The 20,135-nt window shown below is 44.2% G+C and carries 17 protein-coding genes; 9 read left to right on the forward strand and 8 right to left on the reverse strand.

Features of this window, described 5'->3' with window-relative positions:
- Nucleotides 1–300 precede the first annotated feature (300 nt).
- The 4 genes from DX073_RS05385 to DX073_RS05410 all read left to right on the forward strand — a co-directional run bounded on the left by DX073_RS05385 (nucleotide 301) and on the right by DX073_RS05410 (nucleotide 2,912).
- Nucleotides 301–1,023: an ATP-binding protein gene (locus DX073_RS05385; protein WP_258556885.1), complete on the forward strand. Its 723-nt coding sequence runs from the start codon at nucleotides 301–303 to the stop codon at nucleotides 1,021–1,023.
- Nucleotides 1,020–1,379: a hypothetical protein gene (locus DX073_RS05390; RefSeq protein WP_065256391.1), complete on the forward strand. Its 360-nt coding sequence runs from the start codon at nucleotides 1,020–1,022 to the stop codon at nucleotides 1,377–1,379. Before DX073_RS05385 ends, DX073_RS05390 begins: the two co-directional genes overlap by 4 nt.
- Nucleotides 1,380–1,388: 9 nt before the next feature.
- Nucleotides 1,389–1,784 (forward strand): hypothetical protein, encoded by a 396-nt coding sequence (locus tag DX073_RS05395; protein ID WP_115006236.1) that lies wholly within the window; start codon nucleotides 1,389–1,391, stop codon nucleotides 1,782–1,784.
- 483 nt (nucleotides 1,785–2,267) lie between these two features.
- Nucleotides 2,268–2,912, forward strand: coding sequence for a DUF805 domain-containing protein (locus DX073_RS05410; RefSeq protein ID WP_115006242.1), 645 nt, complete (start codon nucleotides 2,268–2,270; stop codon nucleotides 2,910–2,912).
- Between the two features lie 146 nt (nucleotides 2,913–3,058).
- On the opposite strand, the gene DX073_RS05415 is transcribed toward DX073_RS05410, so the two are convergent.
- The gene (locus DX073_RS05415; RefSeq protein ID WP_115006250.1) at nucleotides 3,059–3,868 is read right to left on the reverse strand and encodes a sulfite exporter TauE/SafE family protein; all 810 of its coding nucleotides are present in this window, start codon (nucleotides 3,866–3,868) and stop codon (nucleotides 3,059–3,061) included.
- Between the two features lie 78 nt (nucleotides 3,869–3,946).
- Here DX073_RS05415 and DX073_RS05420 point away from each other — a divergent pair, with 78 nt between their 5' ends.
- Nucleotides 3,947–4,789, forward strand: a complete 843-nt coding sequence (locus DX073_RS05420) for a biotin--[acetyl-CoA-carboxylase] ligase (RefSeq protein WP_115006252.1) — start codon at nucleotides 3,947–3,949, stop codon at nucleotides 4,787–4,789.
- Nucleotides 4,790–4,848: 59 nt separating this feature from the next.
- Nucleotides 4,849–5,565 carry a pantothenate kinase gene (locus tag DX073_RS05425; RefSeq protein WP_115006254.1) on the forward strand — a complete coding sequence of 239 codons (717 nt, stop codon included), beginning with the start codon at nucleotides 4,849–4,851 and terminating at the stop codon, nucleotides 5,563–5,565.
- Between the two features lie 294 nt (nucleotides 5,566–5,859).
- Here DX073_RS05425 and DX073_RS05430 read toward each other — a convergent pair whose 3' ends face one another.
- A complete protein-coding gene (locus DX073_RS05430) occupies nucleotides 5,860–6,279 on the reverse strand; it encodes a serine aminopeptidase domain-containing protein (RefSeq protein ID WP_220186713.1) in 420 nt (139 codons plus the stop codon).
- A gap of 754 nt (nucleotides 6,280–7,033) precedes the next feature.
- Here DX073_RS05430 and DX073_RS05435 point away from each other — a divergent pair.
- Nucleotides 7,034–8,491 (forward strand): anion permease, encoded by a 1,458-nt coding sequence (locus DX073_RS05435; RefSeq protein ID WP_115006256.1) that lies wholly within the window; start codon nucleotides 7,034–7,036, stop codon nucleotides 8,489–8,491.
- A 139-nt stretch (nucleotides 8,492–8,630) separates the two neighbouring features.
- Here DX073_RS05435 and uvrC read toward each other — a convergent pair whose 3' ends face one another.
- The 6 genes from uvrC to DX073_RS05455 all read right to left on the reverse strand — a co-directional run bounded on the left by uvrC (nucleotide 8,631) and on the right by DX073_RS05455 (nucleotide 14,639).
- Nucleotides 8,631–10,457 (reverse strand): excinuclease ABC subunit UvrC, encoded by a 1,827-nt coding sequence (gene uvrC / locus DX073_RS05440; RefSeq protein ID WP_115006258.1) that lies wholly within the window; start codon nucleotides 10,455–10,457, stop codon nucleotides 8,631–8,633.
- Between the two features lie 131 nt (nucleotides 10,458–10,588).
- The gene (locus tag DX073_RS05445) at nucleotides 10,589–10,993 is read right to left on the reverse strand and encodes a hypothetical protein (protein WP_181814375.1); all 405 of its coding nucleotides are present in this window, start codon (nucleotides 10,991–10,993) and stop codon (nucleotides 10,589–10,591) included.
- A 391-nt stretch (nucleotides 10,994–11,384) separates the two neighbouring features.
- Nucleotides 11,385–12,641 (reverse strand): transcription termination factor Rho, encoded by a 1,257-nt coding sequence (rho, locus tag DX073_RS05450; protein WP_115006261.1) that lies wholly within the window; start codon nucleotides 12,639–12,641, stop codon nucleotides 11,385–11,387.
- Nucleotides 12,604–12,870 (reverse strand): hypothetical protein, encoded by a 267-nt coding sequence (locus DX073_RS14065; protein WP_147279683.1) that lies wholly within the window; start codon nucleotides 12,868–12,870, stop codon nucleotides 12,604–12,606. Before DX073_RS14065 ends, rho begins: the two co-directional genes overlap by 38 nt.
- Nucleotides 12,849–13,349 carry an ATP-binding cassette domain-containing protein gene (locus DX073_RS14480; RefSeq protein ID WP_258556886.1) on the reverse strand — a complete coding sequence of 167 codons (501 nt, stop codon included), beginning with the start codon at nucleotides 13,347–13,349 and terminating at the stop codon, nucleotides 12,849–12,851. Before DX073_RS14480 ends, DX073_RS14065 begins: the two co-directional genes overlap by 22 nt.
- A gap of 12 nt (nucleotides 13,350–13,361) precedes the next feature.
- Complete coding sequence (locus tag DX073_RS05455) at nucleotides 13,362–14,639, reverse strand: ABC transporter ATP-binding protein/permease (protein WP_220186715.1); 1,278 nt, start codon at nucleotides 14,637–14,639, stop codon at nucleotides 13,362–13,364.
- A 280-nt stretch (nucleotides 14,640–14,919) separates the two neighbouring features.
- On the opposite strand from DX073_RS05455, the gene DX073_RS05460 reads away from it, so the two are divergent.
- Together DX073_RS05460 and DX073_RS05465 are read left to right on the forward strand one after the other, a co-directional pair.
- A complete protein-coding gene (locus DX073_RS05460; protein ID WP_115006263.1) occupies nucleotides 14,920–17,496 on the forward strand; it encodes a TonB-dependent receptor plug domain-containing protein in 2,577 nt (858 codons plus the stop codon).
- Between the two features lie 212 nt (nucleotides 17,497–17,708).
- Nucleotides 17,709–20,105 carry a M16 family metallopeptidase gene (locus DX073_RS05465; RefSeq protein WP_115006265.1) on the forward strand — a complete coding sequence of 799 codons (2,397 nt, stop codon included), beginning with the start codon at nucleotides 17,709–17,711 and terminating at the stop codon, nucleotides 20,103–20,105.
- Nucleotides 20,106–20,135 lie beyond the last annotated feature (30 nt).

Genomic DNA, 20,135 nt, shown 5'->3' on the forward strand with positions numbered 1-20,135 from the left:
ATTTGTTATAATATCCAAACCTATTGTATCAGAGTCATCTTATGCCCATAGTTCGCCCAAGCAGTCAGCAGTCAGCAGTCAGCAGTCAGCAGTCAGCAGTCAGCAGTCAGCAGTCAGCAGTCAGCAGTCAGCAGTCAGCAGTTTAGCTTAACAAGCCCTAAATTTACTGTCAAGGATTTAATCCTGCCAGACAACACTTTAAATAGCATTCACGATTTTTTATCCTACCAAAAACACGCTGAACACATCTTTAACACATGGGGGCTTGCCACGACACACGCCCACCAACGCCAAATCGCCATTAACCTATACGGCTTACCCGGTACAGGTAAAACCATGGCATCACACGCCATTGCTCATGAACTTGGCAAACCACTCATCGCCGTCAATTATGCCGAGATAGAATCAAAATACGTTGGCGAAACTTCCAAAAACATCACAACCCTTTTTAATACCGCCAAAGAGCAAAATGCAATTATCTTTTTTGATGAAGCAGACGCTATTTTAAGTCGCCGTGTTACCAATATGTCACACGCCACCGATGTGAGTGTCAATCAAACCCGCTCGGTACTGCTTACACTCATGAATGACCATGAAGGCTTGATTATTTTTACCACCAATTTTATTGAAAATTATGACCCTGCTTTTATGCGAAGAATCCTATCGCATATTCTTTTTGAATTACCTGACTTAGGCAACCGTCAAAAATTGTGGCAAAAATACATCCCCACTGCCCTACCCCTAGCCCCTGATGTCAATTTTGAGATTCTGGCAGAACATTCAGACGGGCTGTCTGGCAGTGATATTAGCAACTGCGTGTTAAAGTCAGCTCTGTCTGCTTCACGAAGTGGCGATAATTCTGTCTCTCTTTCTTATTTTACAAAAGCAATTGATGAGATTAAGACAAGTCAAGAGGCAAACCAATTCTCACAAACAACGACAAAGCAAGTTAGTGAAGAATATGTAAAAACCCAACTTGGCGAAAAAACATTTAATCATCTTAAAAACAAGGATAACACATGATTGATCCAGTAAGCCTACTACTTTGGATGGCTGCAGGTGCGGCTGTTGGTGCAGCTGTGGTTATTTTTTGGGAAGAAATTAGAAATTTTTTCATTGAAAGTTTTCAAAGACTTCCTGTAGAAGTACAACAGAATTTGCAAGGTGTTGTTTCTTTAGCAAAAGCCGTGGACAGAGCTATTATTAAAACTTTTAAATATTACTCGTACGATCAAGTAACCCAATCATGGAGTGAAACAGTCGAAACAAAGCGTATTAATGACAGCGAAGTTCCTGAACACATCCGAAATAGATTAAAGTCTGGCAATACAGTGGATATTACCGATGAAGTCGCTAAAGAGTTACAATTACATCTTTAAGGAGTTACAATGCTTAAGAAAGTTATGGCGGTTATGACCACACCTATCGCACTAGGTGCTATTCAAGAGATATTTTTTAAGGAAAAAGAACCTGTTTCAATAGAATATATATTGGACAATATCTCTCCTGATATAGACAAAGAGATTATGGACACCATCAGCAAAAAAGAATTAAGTCCCATTGGTGGAGAGATTATTATTTATATTGATAATCACACAAAAGATGTTGTTATTGAGTGGGATTTTTACTTTAAAGACAGACAAGAAAAATCCGACCGAATGACAAAAATAAGTAGCAAAAAAATGGTAAGGCAAGAATACATTACTAGAGACGATTACCTATCTTTAAAAAATAAACCTTTAAATTTTCCGATAACCAGTCCTGACATCAAGCATGGAGATTGAGAATGAATCTTACAGAAGATCAAATCAACGAGATAACATCTCTCATAAAAGAAAATGAAGTTATTTATGAGAGACGCCAATATTTTCAAAATTATTGCTTAAATACCTTAGGCATCAGCATCCCCATATATAATTTTTATGACTATGATGAATTAATACATTACAGACAAGTTGAGAATGATTCTACTATCTACAAAAAGATAGTAAGGGACAGAAAAAAAATTTGAATTATATTATGAAGACATGCACCAAGAAATATATAATAATAAAAAAATAATAAACACAGTTAAAAATGATATTTTATTCTATATAAAAAGCAAATCTATTATATCTGTAGATCAAATCAAAAAATCAAATTTTGATTTTTTAACAAACTTTTATGTTGAATTTTTTTTAGAAGAACTCCACAAGATGGAAAAGCTAGATAAAATCAATATTAGTAATGATCAAGTGGTATATAAAATAAAACCTAAGGATTAAAATATGAAAAACATAAACAAGAATGATTTAAAATTTTTACCTCAGTTTGATTACAACCCATATTCTTATAACAATGAAAAAACCATACCAAAAGACCCTATGGGTATAGAAAATGCTTTAAGTCAGCAAATAAAAATAACACAATCTAATGAGCTTTCTCACGAAGAAGATTATGTTGATACAGACAATAGAATTGGTCGTCTAAGATATTTGAGAAGCCTATTGGCTAATCAGCTAATATTTCTTTTGACAGCTTTTTTTATCATCATTGCCATACTATCAGAAAGCTCCATTTATGATTCTGCAAGTGGATATCTAATTCTTTCAGCCATCTACCCATGCTGGAGAATATTATGGCAAACAAGAAAAAGGTTGCACGATATCAACCTAACAGGCTGGCATACTTTATGGGTACTAGTTCCTTATCTTAATTTTTTATTCATAGTATACTTAATCTTTAAATCTGGCGATGAAAATAAAAATGATTATGGATTGCCATCCAAGCCAAATCCAGAATTAGATTTAACTATAATTATATGCGTTATTGGTGCATGTATATTTTCTTGGTCTGTGTTAAATGAGTATATAAGACCCTATTCTGACGATTATGAATATTACGACTCCTATTACTCAGATCCTGCCTACTAAAATACAACCAAAGAACTTTAAAGCTGTTATAAAATTATGATATATGAGGACATGCTAAGTACTTCCTTTAATATTGTCGTTTTTTATAGGCGTGCACAGCACGCCCCTACATACTTATGCCAAATATCAAGCTCGACAGGCGCATTCTACCCCACCACCCCACTCCACACCAACTGACAACCCACCACAATCAGCAAACAGGCAAAGGCTTTTTTGAGTGTACCTGCTGGCAGTTTGTGGGCGATTTTTGCCCCAAGTTTGGCAGTGATAAAGCTCGCCACACTAATCGCCACAAAGGCAGGCAAATGCACAAAGCCAAGCAGTCCTGCCACAGGCTCGCTCATGCTTGCCACATGGCTTCGCCCAAATATCATAAAGCCTAACGCCCCTGCAATGGCAATGGGCAGACCGCACGCCGCACTCGTCCCAACGGCTTGCTTGATGGGTAGCCCTGCGTGGGTCAGATACGGCACGTTTAGGCTACCACCGCCAATCCCAAAAATCGCCGAAGCCATACCAATCACACCGCCCGCCACGCTTTGGCTCATCGGCTTGGGCAGGGGTTTGATGTTCTCGTCCGCCTTTTTCATAAACATCTGTATGGACATGGCAATGGCAAACACGCCAATCAATACTTGCAAATAATCCCCCTTGATAAGCGTTGCCACCCACGCCCCAAACAAAGAGCCAATCACCAAGCCATAAGTCAGATTTTTAAAGACTTCCCAACGCACGCCGCCTTTTTTGTTGTGGGCGGTCAAAGAGCTGATAGACGTAATGATGATAGTCGCCAACGCCGTTCCCACCGACACGTGGGGGATAAACTCGCTCGGAAAGCCATACGCCCCCAAAATCCACACAAGTGCTGGCACGATGATAAGACCACCGCCCACGCCAAACAGCCCTGCACACACGCCCGCAAACGCTCCTGCGACCACAAACCATAGATACATCATGTTACATACTCTCACATTTACCAAATTTATGGTATTATAGCTTATTTTTATTCATTTGAAACGACCAAAAACCGCCCCATGCCAAATTTTTTGACCGCCACGCCCCACACCCATTTTGACACGACAGACAGCACCAACACCCAGCTAATCCACGCCATTACAGACGGCACGCACCCCCACACCGCCCCCCACCTATACACAGCAAGCCACCAAACGGCAGGACGTGGACAACATGGGCGGACGTGGGTAAGCGGTGCGGACAATGTTTTTTTGTCTTTATATGTCCCCATTGGGCAAGGCGAATTTAAGTTACATCAATTATCAGGCTTATTGTCTTTGGCGGTAGGCTATCAACTTGCCCACTTAAAAATCATTCAAACCATTAACCAAACTCGCACCGAAAATAACCTACCCTCCATTGGCGTAAAATGGGCAAATGACGTGGGTTATTATGATGACAAAGTAGGATTTTTTAAAAAACTCGCTGGCATTTTAATTGAACCTGTTTTTAAAAAATTGGATAAAAATACACTTGTGGGCGTGGTAATTGGCGTGGGGCTAAATGTTAATAATTCGCCTATCATCAAAGACGGTCTTTATCAAGCAACGTGTTTAAAAGAATTATCAGACATAAAAACAACCGCCCAAGATTTATATATCCCCATGGCAAATGCGATATTTCAAGCAGTGGAAATTTGCAATCACTGTAAAGAACCTATGTATCTACAAAATTTTATTGATAAATTTAACGCCAATCATCTTTTGACCAACAAACTTATTCATATTTTTATGCAAAATAATATGACGGATATTTATGCAAAAGGCAGATGTATCGGCATTGGCAATCAAGGCGAATTATTATTAAATGATCATGGCGATATTAAGCCAATATTTGCAGGTATGGCAAAAATCGTGAATTAGATTTTATTTGGCATGGTTAATTTATATAAATACCAAAACCCATTTTATTAAGGAAAATCATGAAAAAACTTTGGCTAGATTTGGGCAATACCCGCCTAAAATATTGGATAGTGGATAACGACACGATTATCGCCCATGACGCAAAAGAACACCTAAAAGCCCCCAATGAATTATTGCTTGGACTGCTTGGCACGCTGGCGAGCTTTGAGCCTGAATTTGTGGGGATTTCTAGCGTGCTTGGCGATAAGATTAACACCGCCATTGACAAGACCTTGCAAGGCTTTAACGTGCCGTTTGAATTTGCCAAAGTAAACGCCAACCACCCCCTTTTGACAAGCCATTATGACCCCAATCAGCTTGGCGTGGATAGGTGGCTACAAATGCTTGGCGTGGTGGACAGCACCAAAAAACAATGCGTGGTCGGCTGTGGCACGGCATTGACGATTGATTTGATAGAACACGGCACGCATTTGGGCGGATATATCCTGCCCAACGTCTATATGCAACGCCACGCCCTGTATGCAGGCACTCAGCAGATTGCGGTCAAGGCTGGACGGTTTGACAGCACCGAGCTTGGGCGGACAACCTTTGATGCGGTCAATCATGGCGTGCTGTTTGGTGTGGTGGGGACGGTGCGTGCGGTGCGTGCCGATTATCCTGATTTTGAGATTACGCTCACAGGGGGCGGGGCGGATATGATAAATGTGCAGTTTGACGATGCCCTAAGTGTGGAAAAGGAATTATTGCTTGGTGGGTTAAAGCGGTATTTTGCTTAACTCAAAACACAACGGAATACAATCCGCCCCTTAGCATGCTATTTTGCCAAACCTCAGTCCAAAGCCCCCTGCAATCCCAAAAAATATACCATTTAGACCATGCTCAAAAGCCACTGAACGACTCATACAAAAGCATCTCCAAGCAATCAGTTGCAAAAGCCTGATCCAGTTTAGCCATGAATACAAACAAATGTTTGGGATAAGTCTGAGTGGGCATGAAAAGAGATTTTGAGACTGCCCAAAAAACAAAACCGCCCAGAGTGAACATGCAAACGGTGTTTTCTTTTATCTAATTTACTTCACTCGCTCGCCAATCCATTGTGCCACATTGTCATTAATTTTTTGTCCGCCATTTTCCAGCATGAGCAAATGCCCAAAGTTTGGATACAAAATCAAACTTTTATCCACCGAGTTGGTCTCATTATAAAAATCAAGGGCATCTTTGGGGGCAACAAACACATCTTTATTACCGCTAATCAGCATTACAGGGGCGACAAATTTGTCGTTATTGTCTTTTAAATATTTGATGCCTTCTTTAAAGCCGTTGGGGAAAGACACCGAAAATTTGTTCAACATCAACGGGTCACCAGCCACCGATAAACCAGCCCCTTCAAACGGAATGTTAAGTGTGGTCAAAGACACCAAACCGTCCACAAAACTGTCTTTTGGTTCTGGGCGTGGCAAATGCCCAAAATTCATGGTGTTATAACGCAAAACACCCACCACCAAAATAGGTATTGTTAATTGAGTATACTTTTCTAGAAAGCCGTTCGTGGTGAGCTTGTCGAACCATAACGGTTTTCCTAGACTTCGACAAGCTCAGTCCGAACGGAAAACCTTAAAATCTATCTTTATTTAACAATACCCAAAATAAAGCTGCTCACATCTATAGCACTATTTACAATATAGAAATAAACCAATCGTTTTTGCATGAAAAACGGGCGATTCCCCTGCTGTTTTAAACAGGCATTTTTCATGGCAAATACAAAAGGCAGGCACGCCCTATTATAAAATTTTAAAATTGATAAAAGAATAATGATTTTTGGAAAAGATGTTTTTAAATTTGGAAAAAACATTTATCACAACACAGCATTCTAATGCCACAACTTTTCTGTTTTACCATCAAATATCCCAAATAATAAATTTTACTGATATATTTATGAAAAATTAACCATAAATTGAGCAATTCTACCACTTTTGAGTTATTTTTATCATTTTATCTAATAAATTTATCAAAACATTCCTTAAATAACCCCACATATTTTATGGGTTCATGCCAATAATTCTGTTATAATCAAATCAAGAAATCATGCTGATAAAAGTTTGATATTTGTTGCATTTTATCAATAATTAGATGATGATTTTTTATTTCATTTTAAATCCTTAAAATTTATAAGGATATTTTACCCAATAGGGAAATTGGCAAGGTTTTATTTTTAACATCTTATGATAATAAAAAGGTGAACATATGCCATTTAAGCCCATTCCTGCGGTCATTGCCGTGCTTGTTACTCTCATCATTTGGTTTGGTATTCCTGTACCACAAGGCGTTGAGCCGAACGCATGGCACCTGCTTGCGTTGTTTGTTGGGACGATTGTTACGATTATTGGTAAGGCATTGCCCATTGGGGCGATTTCTATCATCGCCATTACCCTTGTTGCTTTGACAGGCGTAACCGCCGACACGCCCAAAGATGCGATGAAAGATGCGTTGTCCAGCTTTTCAAGTCCGCTCATCTGGCTCATCGCTGTGGCGGTCATCATCTCACGAGGGCTTGTCAAAACAGGGCTAGGGGCGAGGATTGCTTATAATGTCATCGGCTTTTTTGGCAAAAAAACGCTCGGTATTGGCTACTCATTGGCAATTGCCGAGACCTTGCTTGCCCCCATTACCCCATCAAATACCGCTCGGGGCGGGGCGATTATCTACCCCATTACCCGCTCTATTGCCGAGAGTTTTGGTTCAAAGCCCGATGACGGCACCACCAAAAAAATGGGTGAATATTTATCACTAGTAAATTATCAATCCAACCCAATCACGTCCGCCATGTTCATCACCGCCACCGCTCCAAACCCTTTGGTGGTGGAGCTTGTCGGCAAAGCCACAGGCAACGAGATTCATCTGTCGTGGACAACGTGGGCAATCGCCATGCTCCTACCGGGGCTTGCGTGTATTCTGCTTATGCCCCTTGTCATCTACGTCCTTGCCAAGCCTGAGATTACCCAAACGCCTGATGTCAAAGACTTTACTCGTCAAAAACTTGCCGAGCTTGGTAAATTAAGCCGTGATGAAAAAATCATGCTTGGCGTATTTAGTGGTATGCTTCTACTGTGGGCGAACGTGCCTGCCATGCTGTTTGGCGATGCGTTGGCGGTGGATGCGACAGCGGTGGCGTTTTTGGGCTTGTCGGTCGTCATTTTGACAGGCGTGCTGACGTGGGATGATATTTTAAAAGAAAAGTCGGCTTGGGATACGCTTGTGTGGTTTGGCGTGCTGATTATGATGGCGACTTATCTGAACAAACTTGGGCTGATTGCATGGTTTTCAGGGCAGATTGAGACTGCCATTGGGGGCATGGGACTGGGCTGGGTCGGTGCGGTGGCGATTTTGACACTTGTGTATCTATATACCCATTACTTTTTTGCCAGTACGACCGCTCACATTACGGCAATGTTTGGGGCGTTTTATGGCGTGGGACTGGCTCTTGGAGCTCCGCCCATGCTCTACGCCTTGATTTTGGCGGCGTCAAGCAGTCTCATGATGACGCTCACACACTACGCCACAGGCACAGCCCCTGTCATCTTTGGGGCAGGCTATGTCTCGCTTGGACAATGGTGGAAAGTCGGGGTGGTCATGAGTGTGGTCAATCTTGTGACATGGATTGGCGTGGGGCTCATTTGGTGGAAAGTGCTTGGGTATTATTGATAGGCATCATGAATTAAGATTTACAACATGACGATGTAAAGCATCTTAATAAAACTTGATTAACCCTTGACCAAACAACACCCAAAAATAAGGGCAAATTGGATTTGTCTTTATTTTTACCGCCCAAAAGACACGCCATTCACCCATGCAAACTTTTATAAATCGTCCCCGCCAGCACCTTGCCAATGCCCTTGACGCTGGCAATCTCACTTTCGGACGCACCAAGAAGCTGTTGAATACCACCAAAATGAGCCAATAGGTCTCGCCTGCGTTTTGCCCCCAGATTGGGAATGACTTCTAGCACGCTTGCCCCACGAGCCTTGTCTCGTTTTTTGCGGTGAGCGGTAATGGCAAAGCGGTGAGCTTCGTCTCGTATGTGCATGATAAGGTGCAATGCCTTAGAATCCATTGGCAAATCTATCGGCTCATGCTCCAAAAAGTGTAGCACTTCAAGCCCTGCCTTTCGCCCCTCGCCCTTTGCCACGCTGATGAGTAGCGTGTCGTCCAATTTGCCAAGCTCGGTTAAGACTTCTTTGGCGACATTTAACTGCCCTTTGCCACCGTCTATCAATAGCAAATCAGGCAAGGGGTGCTTGGCATACCGCCTTGTCAGCACCTGTCTCATCGCTCCATAATCATCACCCCCGACCACGTCATGAATGGCATACTGGCGATAATCCCGCTTTCTCGCTCCCCGACTGTCAAACACCACGCACGAACCCACCGCCAGCTCGCCCATGGTATGACTAATGTCAAAGCACTCAATGCGGTTAATCGCCCTATCCGACACCGCCCCCAATACCTGTTGCATGGCAACAAACCGCTCATTTAATTCATTAAAATCAGACAACTTGGCGGTCAAGGCATTATGAGCATTCAAAATCGCCAGCTCCTGCCACTCTCGGCGGTGCTTTTGTACTTTGTCTTTTATCAGGCATTTTTTACCAAATTCATCATGGAGTAGCTCGGCAACCGTATCTTTGTCATCCATCATCTCATTGATGATAATCTCTTTGGGCAAATCATCGCTCACCTCCAAATAAAACGACAACAAAAACCGTTCGAGCCGCTCGGCAGGCGTATCAAACACCCCGACATCATCAGGAAAATAATTCTTACCGCCCAGCACCTTACCGCCACGCACGGTCAGCACATGGACGACCGTCAGCCCGTTTTTGTCGGCAATGGCAAACACATCGGCACTGCTGTCATCGCCCACCCGATACACCGCTTGGCGAGCGGTAATGTCAGAGAGCATGGCAAGGCGGTCTCGGTAAAATACGGCTTGCTCAAAGTGCATATTCTCGGCAGATTCGTGCATTTTTTGGGCGAGCATGGCTTGTAGTTCGCCTGTTTTACCATTCAAAAAATCTAACGCTTGTCCCACGTTGTCATCATAATCTATCTGACTAATCAGCCCCACACACGGAGCGGTACAGCGTTTGATTTGGTGTTCTAGGCAGGGGCGTTTGGCATTGGCAAATACCGTATTGGTGCAATTTCGTAACATAAAAAGCTTTTGCAAAAGTAGCACCGCTTCTTTGGCACTATTGGCGGACGGATAAGGCCCAAAATAGCGACCTTCGGCATGATTGCCCTTGCCCCGCCCCACCGCAAGGCGTGGGAATTTGTCCTTTGAGATGAACAGATACAAATAGGATTTATCGTCCCTTAGGATAATATTATAAGGCGGACGGTGCTGTTTGATGAGATTTTGCTCAAGGAGCAAAGCCTCGCTCTCGCTCCGTGTGATGATAATCTCAATATCACAAATGCGAGCGACTAAGGCGACTGTTTTTGGGTGGTCAATGGTCTTGGCAAAATAGTTGTTCACCCTGCTTTTTAGGGATTTGGCTTTTCCAACGTACAAAATCTCGCCTGATTTGCCGAGCATTTTATAGACACCAGGGAGATTGGGCAGGTTTTTTAGGAGCTGGGTAAGATGGTCGGAATAGGCTTGATTCATGGTAAAAATGAGATATTTTTCACTACTTTATAAGGTAAATTTTTGCTTTTGCAAGCCCACCTCTAGCAATAGGCAAATAAAAAAAGAGCCACAAACATGGCTCTTTTAACTCAATAAGAAAACTTAATGAATTACTTAGTTTCGGTTGCAGGAACAGTAGCAACAGCAGGGTTTTCGTTGGTTACAGTTTCAGTACCTGCGGCAGCGGCAGCACCGTCAGCTGCATCTTTGGCAGCATCGGCAGCTTCTTCGGCAGCGTCTTGTGCGTTTTCAGCAGTCGCTTCGGCTTGCTCAGCAACAGTCTTGTCAGCAGATTGAGCATCAGCGGCGGCAGTTGCAGCAGTGTCAGCGGCGGCTTGGGCAGTGTCAGCAGCTTGTTGTGCAGCAGCATCAGCAGGAGCAGCGTTTGCAGCGGCTTGTGCTTCGTTCGCTGCTTCTTGTGCTGCTTCAGCAGCTTTAGGTGCTTCTTCAGCTGGCTTTGAGCAAGCGGTAAGAGCCAATGAACCGATTAGGGTAGCTAGGATTAACTTTTTCATGATTTTCTCCAAATGTTAGGATGAATATAGAATTAAGGCAAAAAACTGCCATGTTTAATCTCTGTTTTTAACAAAGATTATCATCGCAGAATATTTACCCCTATATTTCTTGTACTATTATATAAACATCATTCGGCAATAACAAATGATTTTTAGTAATAAATGCAATCAATCTGTAACAAAACATTTCTACAGAAAGCTATTTTTGATTTTTGTCATTAAAATGACGTAAAATTTTCTTAAAATGATTATTTTTCAAAACTTTTAATAACGCCTATTTTTAAACATACTGAGCAAATATCTCTAAAAATGATTATATTTTAGTCATTTTTTAATGATGACAGCTTGCCAATATTGACTGATTTATCAGTCTTTTTAATAATTTGTGACTTTATTTGGTCATGTTATTAAAAAATTCATCGTTAGTTTTGGCGTCTTTTAGGCGGTCAAGTAAAAATTCAGTCGCCTGATAATCATCCATCGGCTGTAACAGTTTGCGAAGCACCCACACTTTACGAAGCATTTCTTCATCGACGAGACGTTCTTCACGGCGGGTGGATGATTTTTTGATGTTGATGGCAGGGAAAATGCGACGTTCGGCAAGCTCTCGCTCCAAGGTAATCTCTTGGTTGCCCGTACCTTTAAATTCTTCAAAAATCACGCTATCCATCTTCGAGCCTGTGTCAGTTAGGGCGGTGGAGATGATGGTCAAGCTCCCACCTTCTTCGACATTACGAGCCGCCCCAAAAAAGCGTTTTGGGCGCTCCAACGCATTGGCGTCCACGCCCCCTGTCAGCACCTTGCCACTTGATGGAATGACCGTATTGTAGGCACGGGCTAGGCGTGTGATACTATCTAGCAGGATGACCACGTCTTGTTTATGCTCAACAAGGCGTTTGGCTTTTTCGATGACCATCTCAGCCACTTGGATATGGCGAGCAGGCGGCTCATCAAAGGTCGATGCGACCACTTCGCCACGCACGGTACGTTGCATTTCGGTCACTTCTTCGGGGCGTTCGTCAATGAGCAGAACGATAAGATAGCACTCGGGGTGGTTTTTTGAGATGGCTTGGGCGATGTTTTGTAGTAGTACCGTCTTACCTGCCTTGGGTGGGGCGACGATGATGGAACGCTGACCCTTGCCAATGGGGGCAATGAGGTCAATCACCCGCCCTGTCAAATCTTCGGTCGTGCCGTTGCCCACTTCTAGGCGTAACTGCTCGGTCGGGAAAAGCGGTGTTAGATTCTCAAAGATGAGCTTATGGCGTGAGCGGTCAGGCGTGTCAAAGTTAATCTCACTGACCTTTAATAAAGCAAAATACCGCTCGCCATCTTTGGGTGGTCTGATTTGCCCTGCGATGGAGTCACCTGTTTGCAGGTTAAAACGGCGGATTTGGCTTGGGCTGACATAAATGTCGTCAGGCCCTGCCAAATACGAGCCTTCTGATGAACGCAAAAAGCCAAAACCATCTGGCAAAATCTCTAATACACCATCGCCATAAATCGGCTCGCCGTTTTTGGCGTGGGTTTTTAGAACGGCAAAAATAATGTCTTGTTTACGGCTACGAGCCATGTTTTCAAGCCCCATTTGCTCAGCAATGTATAGCAACTCACTGACAGGCTTGCGTTTTAGTTCGGTCAAATTCATGAGATGATTTAGATAAGATGTGTAGAAATGAAAATAAAATGAACTCCGCCAAGAAAAAAGTCAAGGACTGACGGGGCGGTAAAAATATGAAAGGATAAATCAGCCACTCATAATAACCGCTCTTTGCTCGAATGTCAAGGGCTTGGGGGTGATTTTTTGATTTGCCAAAGGCTAGGGCATGCAAGTTAGCAAACCCCTTATTGAATTTTAGATTTTGGTCACTTGCCACGCCCCATCACCCAACACTTCCAGTCGGGTGTGATGGTATTTAAGTAGCGTTGAGCGATGTCCCACACTGATGAGTGTGGTATCGGTCAAGCCTTGTAGGGTGCGATACATGGCATCTTCTAATCCCTCATCCATACTGGCGGTTGCCTCGTCCAAAAACACTACTTTGGGACGGTGTAGCATTACTCGAGCCATGGCAAGACGTTGCTGTTCGCCAAGTGAGAGTTTTTGCGTCCAATCATACTCATGGTGGATTTTATCCGCCAGATGTCCTAGCTGTACCGTATGTAGCAGTTCATGAATCACTCTCTCATCCTCCTGCTCTGGCACGGCATGCGGATAGTAGAGCATGTCAATAAGTCTGCCCTGTGGCAAGTAGGGTTTTTGTGATAAAAACAGAGCATCATCAGGGCGAGTGATACGCCCATCTGCCCACACCCACAGCCCTGCCACTGTCCGCAGTAGCGTGGTTTTACCCAGCCCTGATTTGCCTTAAATCAGCAAGCGTGAACCCTGTGGCAAGGATAGATTTAATTTATCAATCAAAACTTTATCACTTGGGGTCTTGACGGTCACATCCTCAAATATCACGTCCGTCTCATGATATGTCACATCAATACCCTTCATGTCAGCACTGGCATTAATCACCCGCTCAAAACCTGTCAGACGGTCAAGTGTTGCCTTATAACTGGCGAAGGTGTCATAGACATTGCGAAAATAAGACAGGTTGCCATGAAGTCGCCCAAATACCTGCATGGTCTGCATAAGGTCGCCAAGCTTGATATTACCAGCAAAGTACCTCCCCACCTGAATCAATAGCGGAAACACCACCGAGATTTGTGTCACCACCAAGTTAAAACCCGAAAATTTCAATGTGCGATAAACAATATCCCACATATTGCCGATGACTTTATTAAACTGACGATACAGCACATTTTGCTCTACTCGCTCGCCTGCATAAAACGCAATGGATTCGGCATATTCCTTGACACGGATGAGCGAATAACGATAATCGGCGTTAAATTTTTCATTATCAAAATTTAGCCTAATGAGTGGCTTACCTAACCATACCGCAATGACGGTCGCAATAAGCACATAAATAAACACCAAAAACACCATCATCTTGGGAATCTCAACGCCCATGACATTCATCGAGCCTGCCAGCCCCCACAGCAATATGGTAAATGACACAATGGAGCTGACAGATGCTATCACGCCCGTCGCTAGGGTTAATGAGTGCTTGACATAGTGCTGTACATCCTGCTGAATACGCTGGTCGGGGTTGTCTAGTTTATTATCAAGTTCCACACTCTGCTGTACTTTATAATAAGCTTGATTATCTAGCCATTTATCAAGCAAATTACGGTTAAGCCATTCTATCCAATTAATCCTAAACCGCTGTTCGGCATAGTACATCAGCAAGGCATTGGCGACCGCCGCCGCCGCAATAAAGCAAAACACCACCATCTGCGTCCAAAACACCGACTGATTGAGGTCTTGTAGGGACGAATACATGGTGTTATACCAATTAGAATGAATCAAACTAATCCGCACTTCTAATAAGGTCAAAAACACAATAAACGCAAAAAATGCCAATGGCTTAATACTGCGTCTGGGTGTCAAATAGCCCTGTGCCATCGCCCAAAACTGCCGACCCCAAGCGGTAAATCTAACCAAGCCCCACACAAACAACGAAAAACACACACTTGTTATCGCCATGCTTTTGGCAAGCCAGATGAGCGAATCGATGATTTCTTTTGACCAATCCATAATATTCCCCAACACACCCCAACGGATAAATATCAAACACAAAATGGGCGTATTTTAGCACGATTTTGGCGTTTTTATTAATAATGAAAATTTATAACAATCAAAAATTTATCGTAAAAGCGGATTTGATTTATTGTTAAATGTAAATAACTATTTAGTGATATTGATTTTTATTTGAAAATAAAATATATTAATGGCGTTGTAGTTTTGTAAAAATTATTGTTATAAAGTAACAAATTATTATTGTAATAATATTACATTTTATCAAAGAGCATTTTTTATGAAAAAAACTTTAATCGCCCTTGCAGTGGGTCATGCCTTTGTCGGTCTTGCTCATGCCGATGACAACACCGCCATTTCAACCACCGTTAGCACTGATGAGACAGGGGTCGCCACATTCCAAGCGGTCATGCCCAGTGAGACCATCATCATCACCCCATTTAGCCAACAAATGGGCACCCAAACCCTAACCGCCAGCCAAATCAAAAACCAACCCACGGGCAACGGCAACATCACCGAGCTTTTAAAAAACAACCCAAGCGTACAGTTTGACAATCAAGCAAATTCAAGCCTTATGGGTGGGGAGCTTGAACCTGCCAAAGTATCGTTTCATGGCGAAAAATTTTATAACAACAACTTCATGATTGACGGACTGTCTAATAACAACAACATCGACCCCGCCAGTAACAACGCCATTGCAGGTAGCCTGCCGACAGGTTATAACGCTTGGGATTTGCCGGCAGGGGGCGAGCAGTCGCTTTGGATTAATAGCCGTTTGCTTGACCATGTTGAAGTCTTTGACAGTAACGTCTCTGCCAAATATGGCGACTTTACAGGCGGTGTGGTGGACGCCAAAATCAAAAACCCCAAATCCGACCGAGCCTCGGGCTATGTCTCTTATCGCATGACAGATGACGCTTTGACCAGTTTTCATGTGCATGGCGACATCAAGGATGACTTTGAGTCGGCAAGCCAGCTGTATTATCAGCCCCGTTTTACCAAAGAGTTCTACTCTGCCAGTATCAACCAGCCTATCAATGATAAGTTTAGCCTACTGTTTTCTTATGACCGCCAAACCTCCAAAATCCCCTATTACCAAAATGTCTTGGGCGAATGGCGAGACCAAGAACGTAAAAGCGAAACGTATCTACTAAAAGGGCTTTATAAAGCAGACAATGGCGATACACTAAGTGCTACTGCCATGTACGCCCCGCATTCATCGCTGTTTTATCGCCGTAATATCAAAGACAGTGGTTTTGAAAACCAAGGCGGTGGTTATCGCTTGAACATCGACTGGAAACATCTGGCAAATTGGGGGCGTGTCAATAGTGTCATCGGCTATCAGCATGACGAAAACACCGTTACCAACGAATCCGACCACTACTATCCGTGGTGGCACAAATACCAAAATAACACTTCATCCGTCATCAACTGGGCAACAGGCTCACTCACCAAAGCAGGGAGTCAGACAGGCTTGCAAGGGGGTTATGGCAAATTTGGCACGGACAAAAAGACCTTGACCGCCAAACAAGATTATAATTTTTATGATTTTGACTGGGGCAACATCAATCACAACATCAACGCAGGTTTTGAATATCGCCACGAAAAAGCCGAATATGAGCGTTATGCCGATACCTCGCTTGGCGGAATGATGACATGGAATCCCAAGACCATATGCAACGGGGCAGACGGCTGTATTGACGGCGAGCAGTTTACATCTGTACGTCTGCTCTACCCTGCTCGCAGTCTGTCTGCCAGTATGAACAAATACAGTCTGTATGCCGAAAACACCATGAAAATCGGTCGTTTTGAGCTTACCCCAGGGGTGCGTGTCAGTTATGATGATTTTATGAAAAACACCAACATCTCGCCACGCTTTGCCTTTACTGCTGATGTCTTTGACAATGGCGATACCAAGCTCTTTGGTGGTTGGAACCGTTATCACGCCAACAATCTTTTTGCCTACAAACTCAAAAACGGCATTAGTAGCAACCTACAACAAAACCGCCAAATCAACGCAGACGGCACGCTCACCGACTGGACGGACAATGGGGTCATTCGTGAACGAGGTTCTAGCAAATACAACTATGAAGTTGGAAGCCTAGACACGCCTTATTCCGATGAAATCAGTGCAGGTATCGCCCAAAGGGTCGGCAACACGCTATGGACAGCCAAATGGGTCAATCGCCATGCCAAAAAGAGCTTTGCCCGCTCGCCAACGCTCAATGACGCAGGTGAACGTGTCATGGATAACAGCGGTTGGTCAAAAGCCGATACCGTAACTTTGGCAATCAAGCCGACATCAGCCGTTAAGTTTAGTGGACTGGACTTGGATTGGTCGGTGGGAGCCAGCTGGTCGGACAACCGCCAAAACACCGCCAACACCTATGACGACACCACCGAAGCCGACCAAGACCGTGCGATTTTGGATAACAAACTCATCTACAAAGCCGACTTGCCTGCCTTTAACTTTAACCGTCCTTGGAAAGCCTTTGCCAACATTGACATGACCTTCCCTGACATTGGTTTTGTTTGGGGTCATCGTGTGGGCTTTACCGCCCCTTATGAAGGGTATAGCACCGCCACTGTGGATTGCCCAAGCCATGATACCGCCATTTGTGGCGACTACACAGGCAGAGCCACGTTGTACGAAAAAACCAAGTTTGGCAACCACATCAGCTACGACTGGCGAATGAGTTACAAAAAGGCATTGGGCAAACACCAAAGTCTGGAGCTTACCATGGACATCAACAACGTCTTTGACCGCAAAACTGCCACCAACAAGCCAAACAACAGCCAAATCATCACTTATGAACAAGGGCGAAACATCTGGCTTGGTGCAACTTATAACTGGTAAAACACTCTTTTTTAAAAAAGCACCTAACAGGGTGCTTTTCCATTCTAATTTTAAAAGAAGGTATTGTTAATTAACTATACCTTTGGATAAATTTGTAGGGGCAAATTACATTTGCCCTTTGATAAAGTGTTGATTTTTGGGCAAATAAATTACCCCTACACGTCCAAATTTTAAAATATATTTTTATTTAACAATCCCGACAAGAATAAATCATGAAAAAACTCATCGCCCTTGCCCTATTTGTCATCGCCCACACCGCCTTTGCCGAGATTAACTCGCCTGTCATCGGCAGGCTGGATAACGGTTTGGATTATGCCATTTTGCCTTTGCATGACGACAAAGGACGGCTAGAAATCCGCCTGCGAGTGAACGCAGGGGGCATAGATGAGAGCGACACGCAGGCAGGCGTGGCTCATATGGTCGAGCATTTGGTGTTTCGGGCAAGCGATAAACACCCTGATGGTGTGATGGGTCATTTACACGATATGGGCTTTGTTAGAGCCAGACATTATAATGCCGTAACCACGTCTGATAGCACCACTTATCTGATGACCCCACCGCCCAAAGTAGGACTGGACGGCAGTCTGTCCGCCCTGTCGCAGATGATGTTTTATGCTCACATCACGCCCGATGATTTGAACAAAGAACGCCACATCATCACCCAAGAATGGCGTGGCGGTCAAGGCGTATCGGCACGCATGGACGAGCAACGAAAAGCGGTCATCAGAGCAGGTAGTCGCTCGGTGCGTAGCCCTGTTATTGGCACGCTGGACAGTATCACGACCATGCCCGCCCATGAGTTGCAAGCCTTTTACAAAACATGGTATGCTCCTAATAATATGAATTTGCTCATCGTGGGCGATGTGGATATTGACCATACCAAAGCCAAAATCCATGAGTATTTTGGGCAAATCCCTGCCAAGCCCCTCCCCGACCGCACAGGCGGTTATTATGAACCGACTTTATCCGACCGCCTAACGATTACCGAACTGCACGATGACAAAAGCGGGGTAAGCCAAGTGGTGTATGTCCTAAGGCTGGACGAATCGGGAAGTCGTGGCGACAACGACACTGCCCGCAAAAACCGCCTGATAGACCGTTTTGCCTTGACCTTTATCACCAAACGCCTGCAAAATGAGATGAACTATTTGCCCAATGGCATAAAAAGCGTGGTCGCTCGTAAATCCGACATCGGCAAACACACCGTTGCCATTGGGCTGTTTAGTAGCGTGGATAAGGACAAGCACAAGGACGGCTTACAGGAGATTTTTTATCAAATCAAACGCTTGCAGGATTATCCCATCACCCAAGATGAGCTTGATGAGTACAAAAAGGACTTTCAAATTCAGCTCGACAAAGCCCACACTCACAGCGAAGACCGTGATTTTGCAGGGTGGGTGCAGGCACTCGTTGGCACAGCATTGGTAGATAAACCCTATCTTCCCCAAAAAGAACTTGCCAAAATCAGCCAACCAATAGTAGATAATCTGACCATTGCCGACATACAAACACGCATAAATACATGGCTATCCTCCCCTGACCGTATCATCCAATACCAAGCCCCACACACCGCACGGGTCGCCCCCATAAGTGTGGCTGACGTGGAGCAGATGAAACATCGGGCAAACACCGCCACGCTCGCCCCGCCTGCCCCAAAGCCACGTCCGGCCGCCATTGACCTGCCCCACGTCATCACCACCGCCCACATCACCAACATAACAACCCATCAGCACTCACAAGGAGCGGTGCGTGAATACATCCTATCAACAGGTGAGCGAGTGCTGTGGCTTACCCACCCCAGTGCCAAAGATAAAACCTACATTCGGGCGGTGAATACGGCAGGCACCCAGGCGGATGGACTGGGTGCGTGGCAGTCAGAGCTTGCCACAGGGCTGATTTTTCAAAGTACACCTTATCATTTTGACAAAACCGCTTGGGATAATTTTAAAAAAACGCACCGCCTAAATCTGTCCGCCAAACAGACCGCCCACGAGCTTATCATTGAGATGAGTAGCGACAATGCCAACTTAAACGAACTTATCAATCTCTACCACGCCCAACTGCACCACACCACCATTAAGGGCGGACTTGATGACACCAAAACTGCCCTGATGAGCGAGCTTGCCCCCACAGGGGTTAAACAAGCCGAACGCCACAGATTAGATGAGCTTGGCAGGTTAAGACAACTGCCAAACCACTTGCCTAGCCTTGATGACTTGCACAAGCTAGACGAAAATGCACTCAATCAGACATGGGAGCAAATGACACGCACGCCCACGACTTTTTATATCGTGAGTAACGCCACGCCTGCCCACATGGGGCAGTTTATCGCCCTACTTGCCAACCCCAATCCGCCCTTGACGGCATTTCGCCATACCGCCACACCCCTTGCCACATCGGACACGGTCAAATTTGCCCACCACAGCGAGCCACGAGCGGACGTACAGCTCTGGACGACCACACCCCACACATGGCAAGGCGTGGATGCCATGACGGTAAACCTACTAAAAAACATCGCCAGCGACAAACTCAAACTGACCTTGCGTGATGAAAAATTAGGCATTTATCAGCTAAATTTTGAGGTATTGTTAAATAAAGATAGATTTTAAGGTTTTCCGTTCGGACTGAGCTTGTCGAAG

This window comes from Moraxella lacunata, from assembly GCF_900453205.1.
GTDB classification, from domain to species: Bacteria; Pseudomonadota; Gammaproteobacteria; order Pseudomonadales; family Moraxellaceae; genus Moraxella; species Moraxella lacunata_B.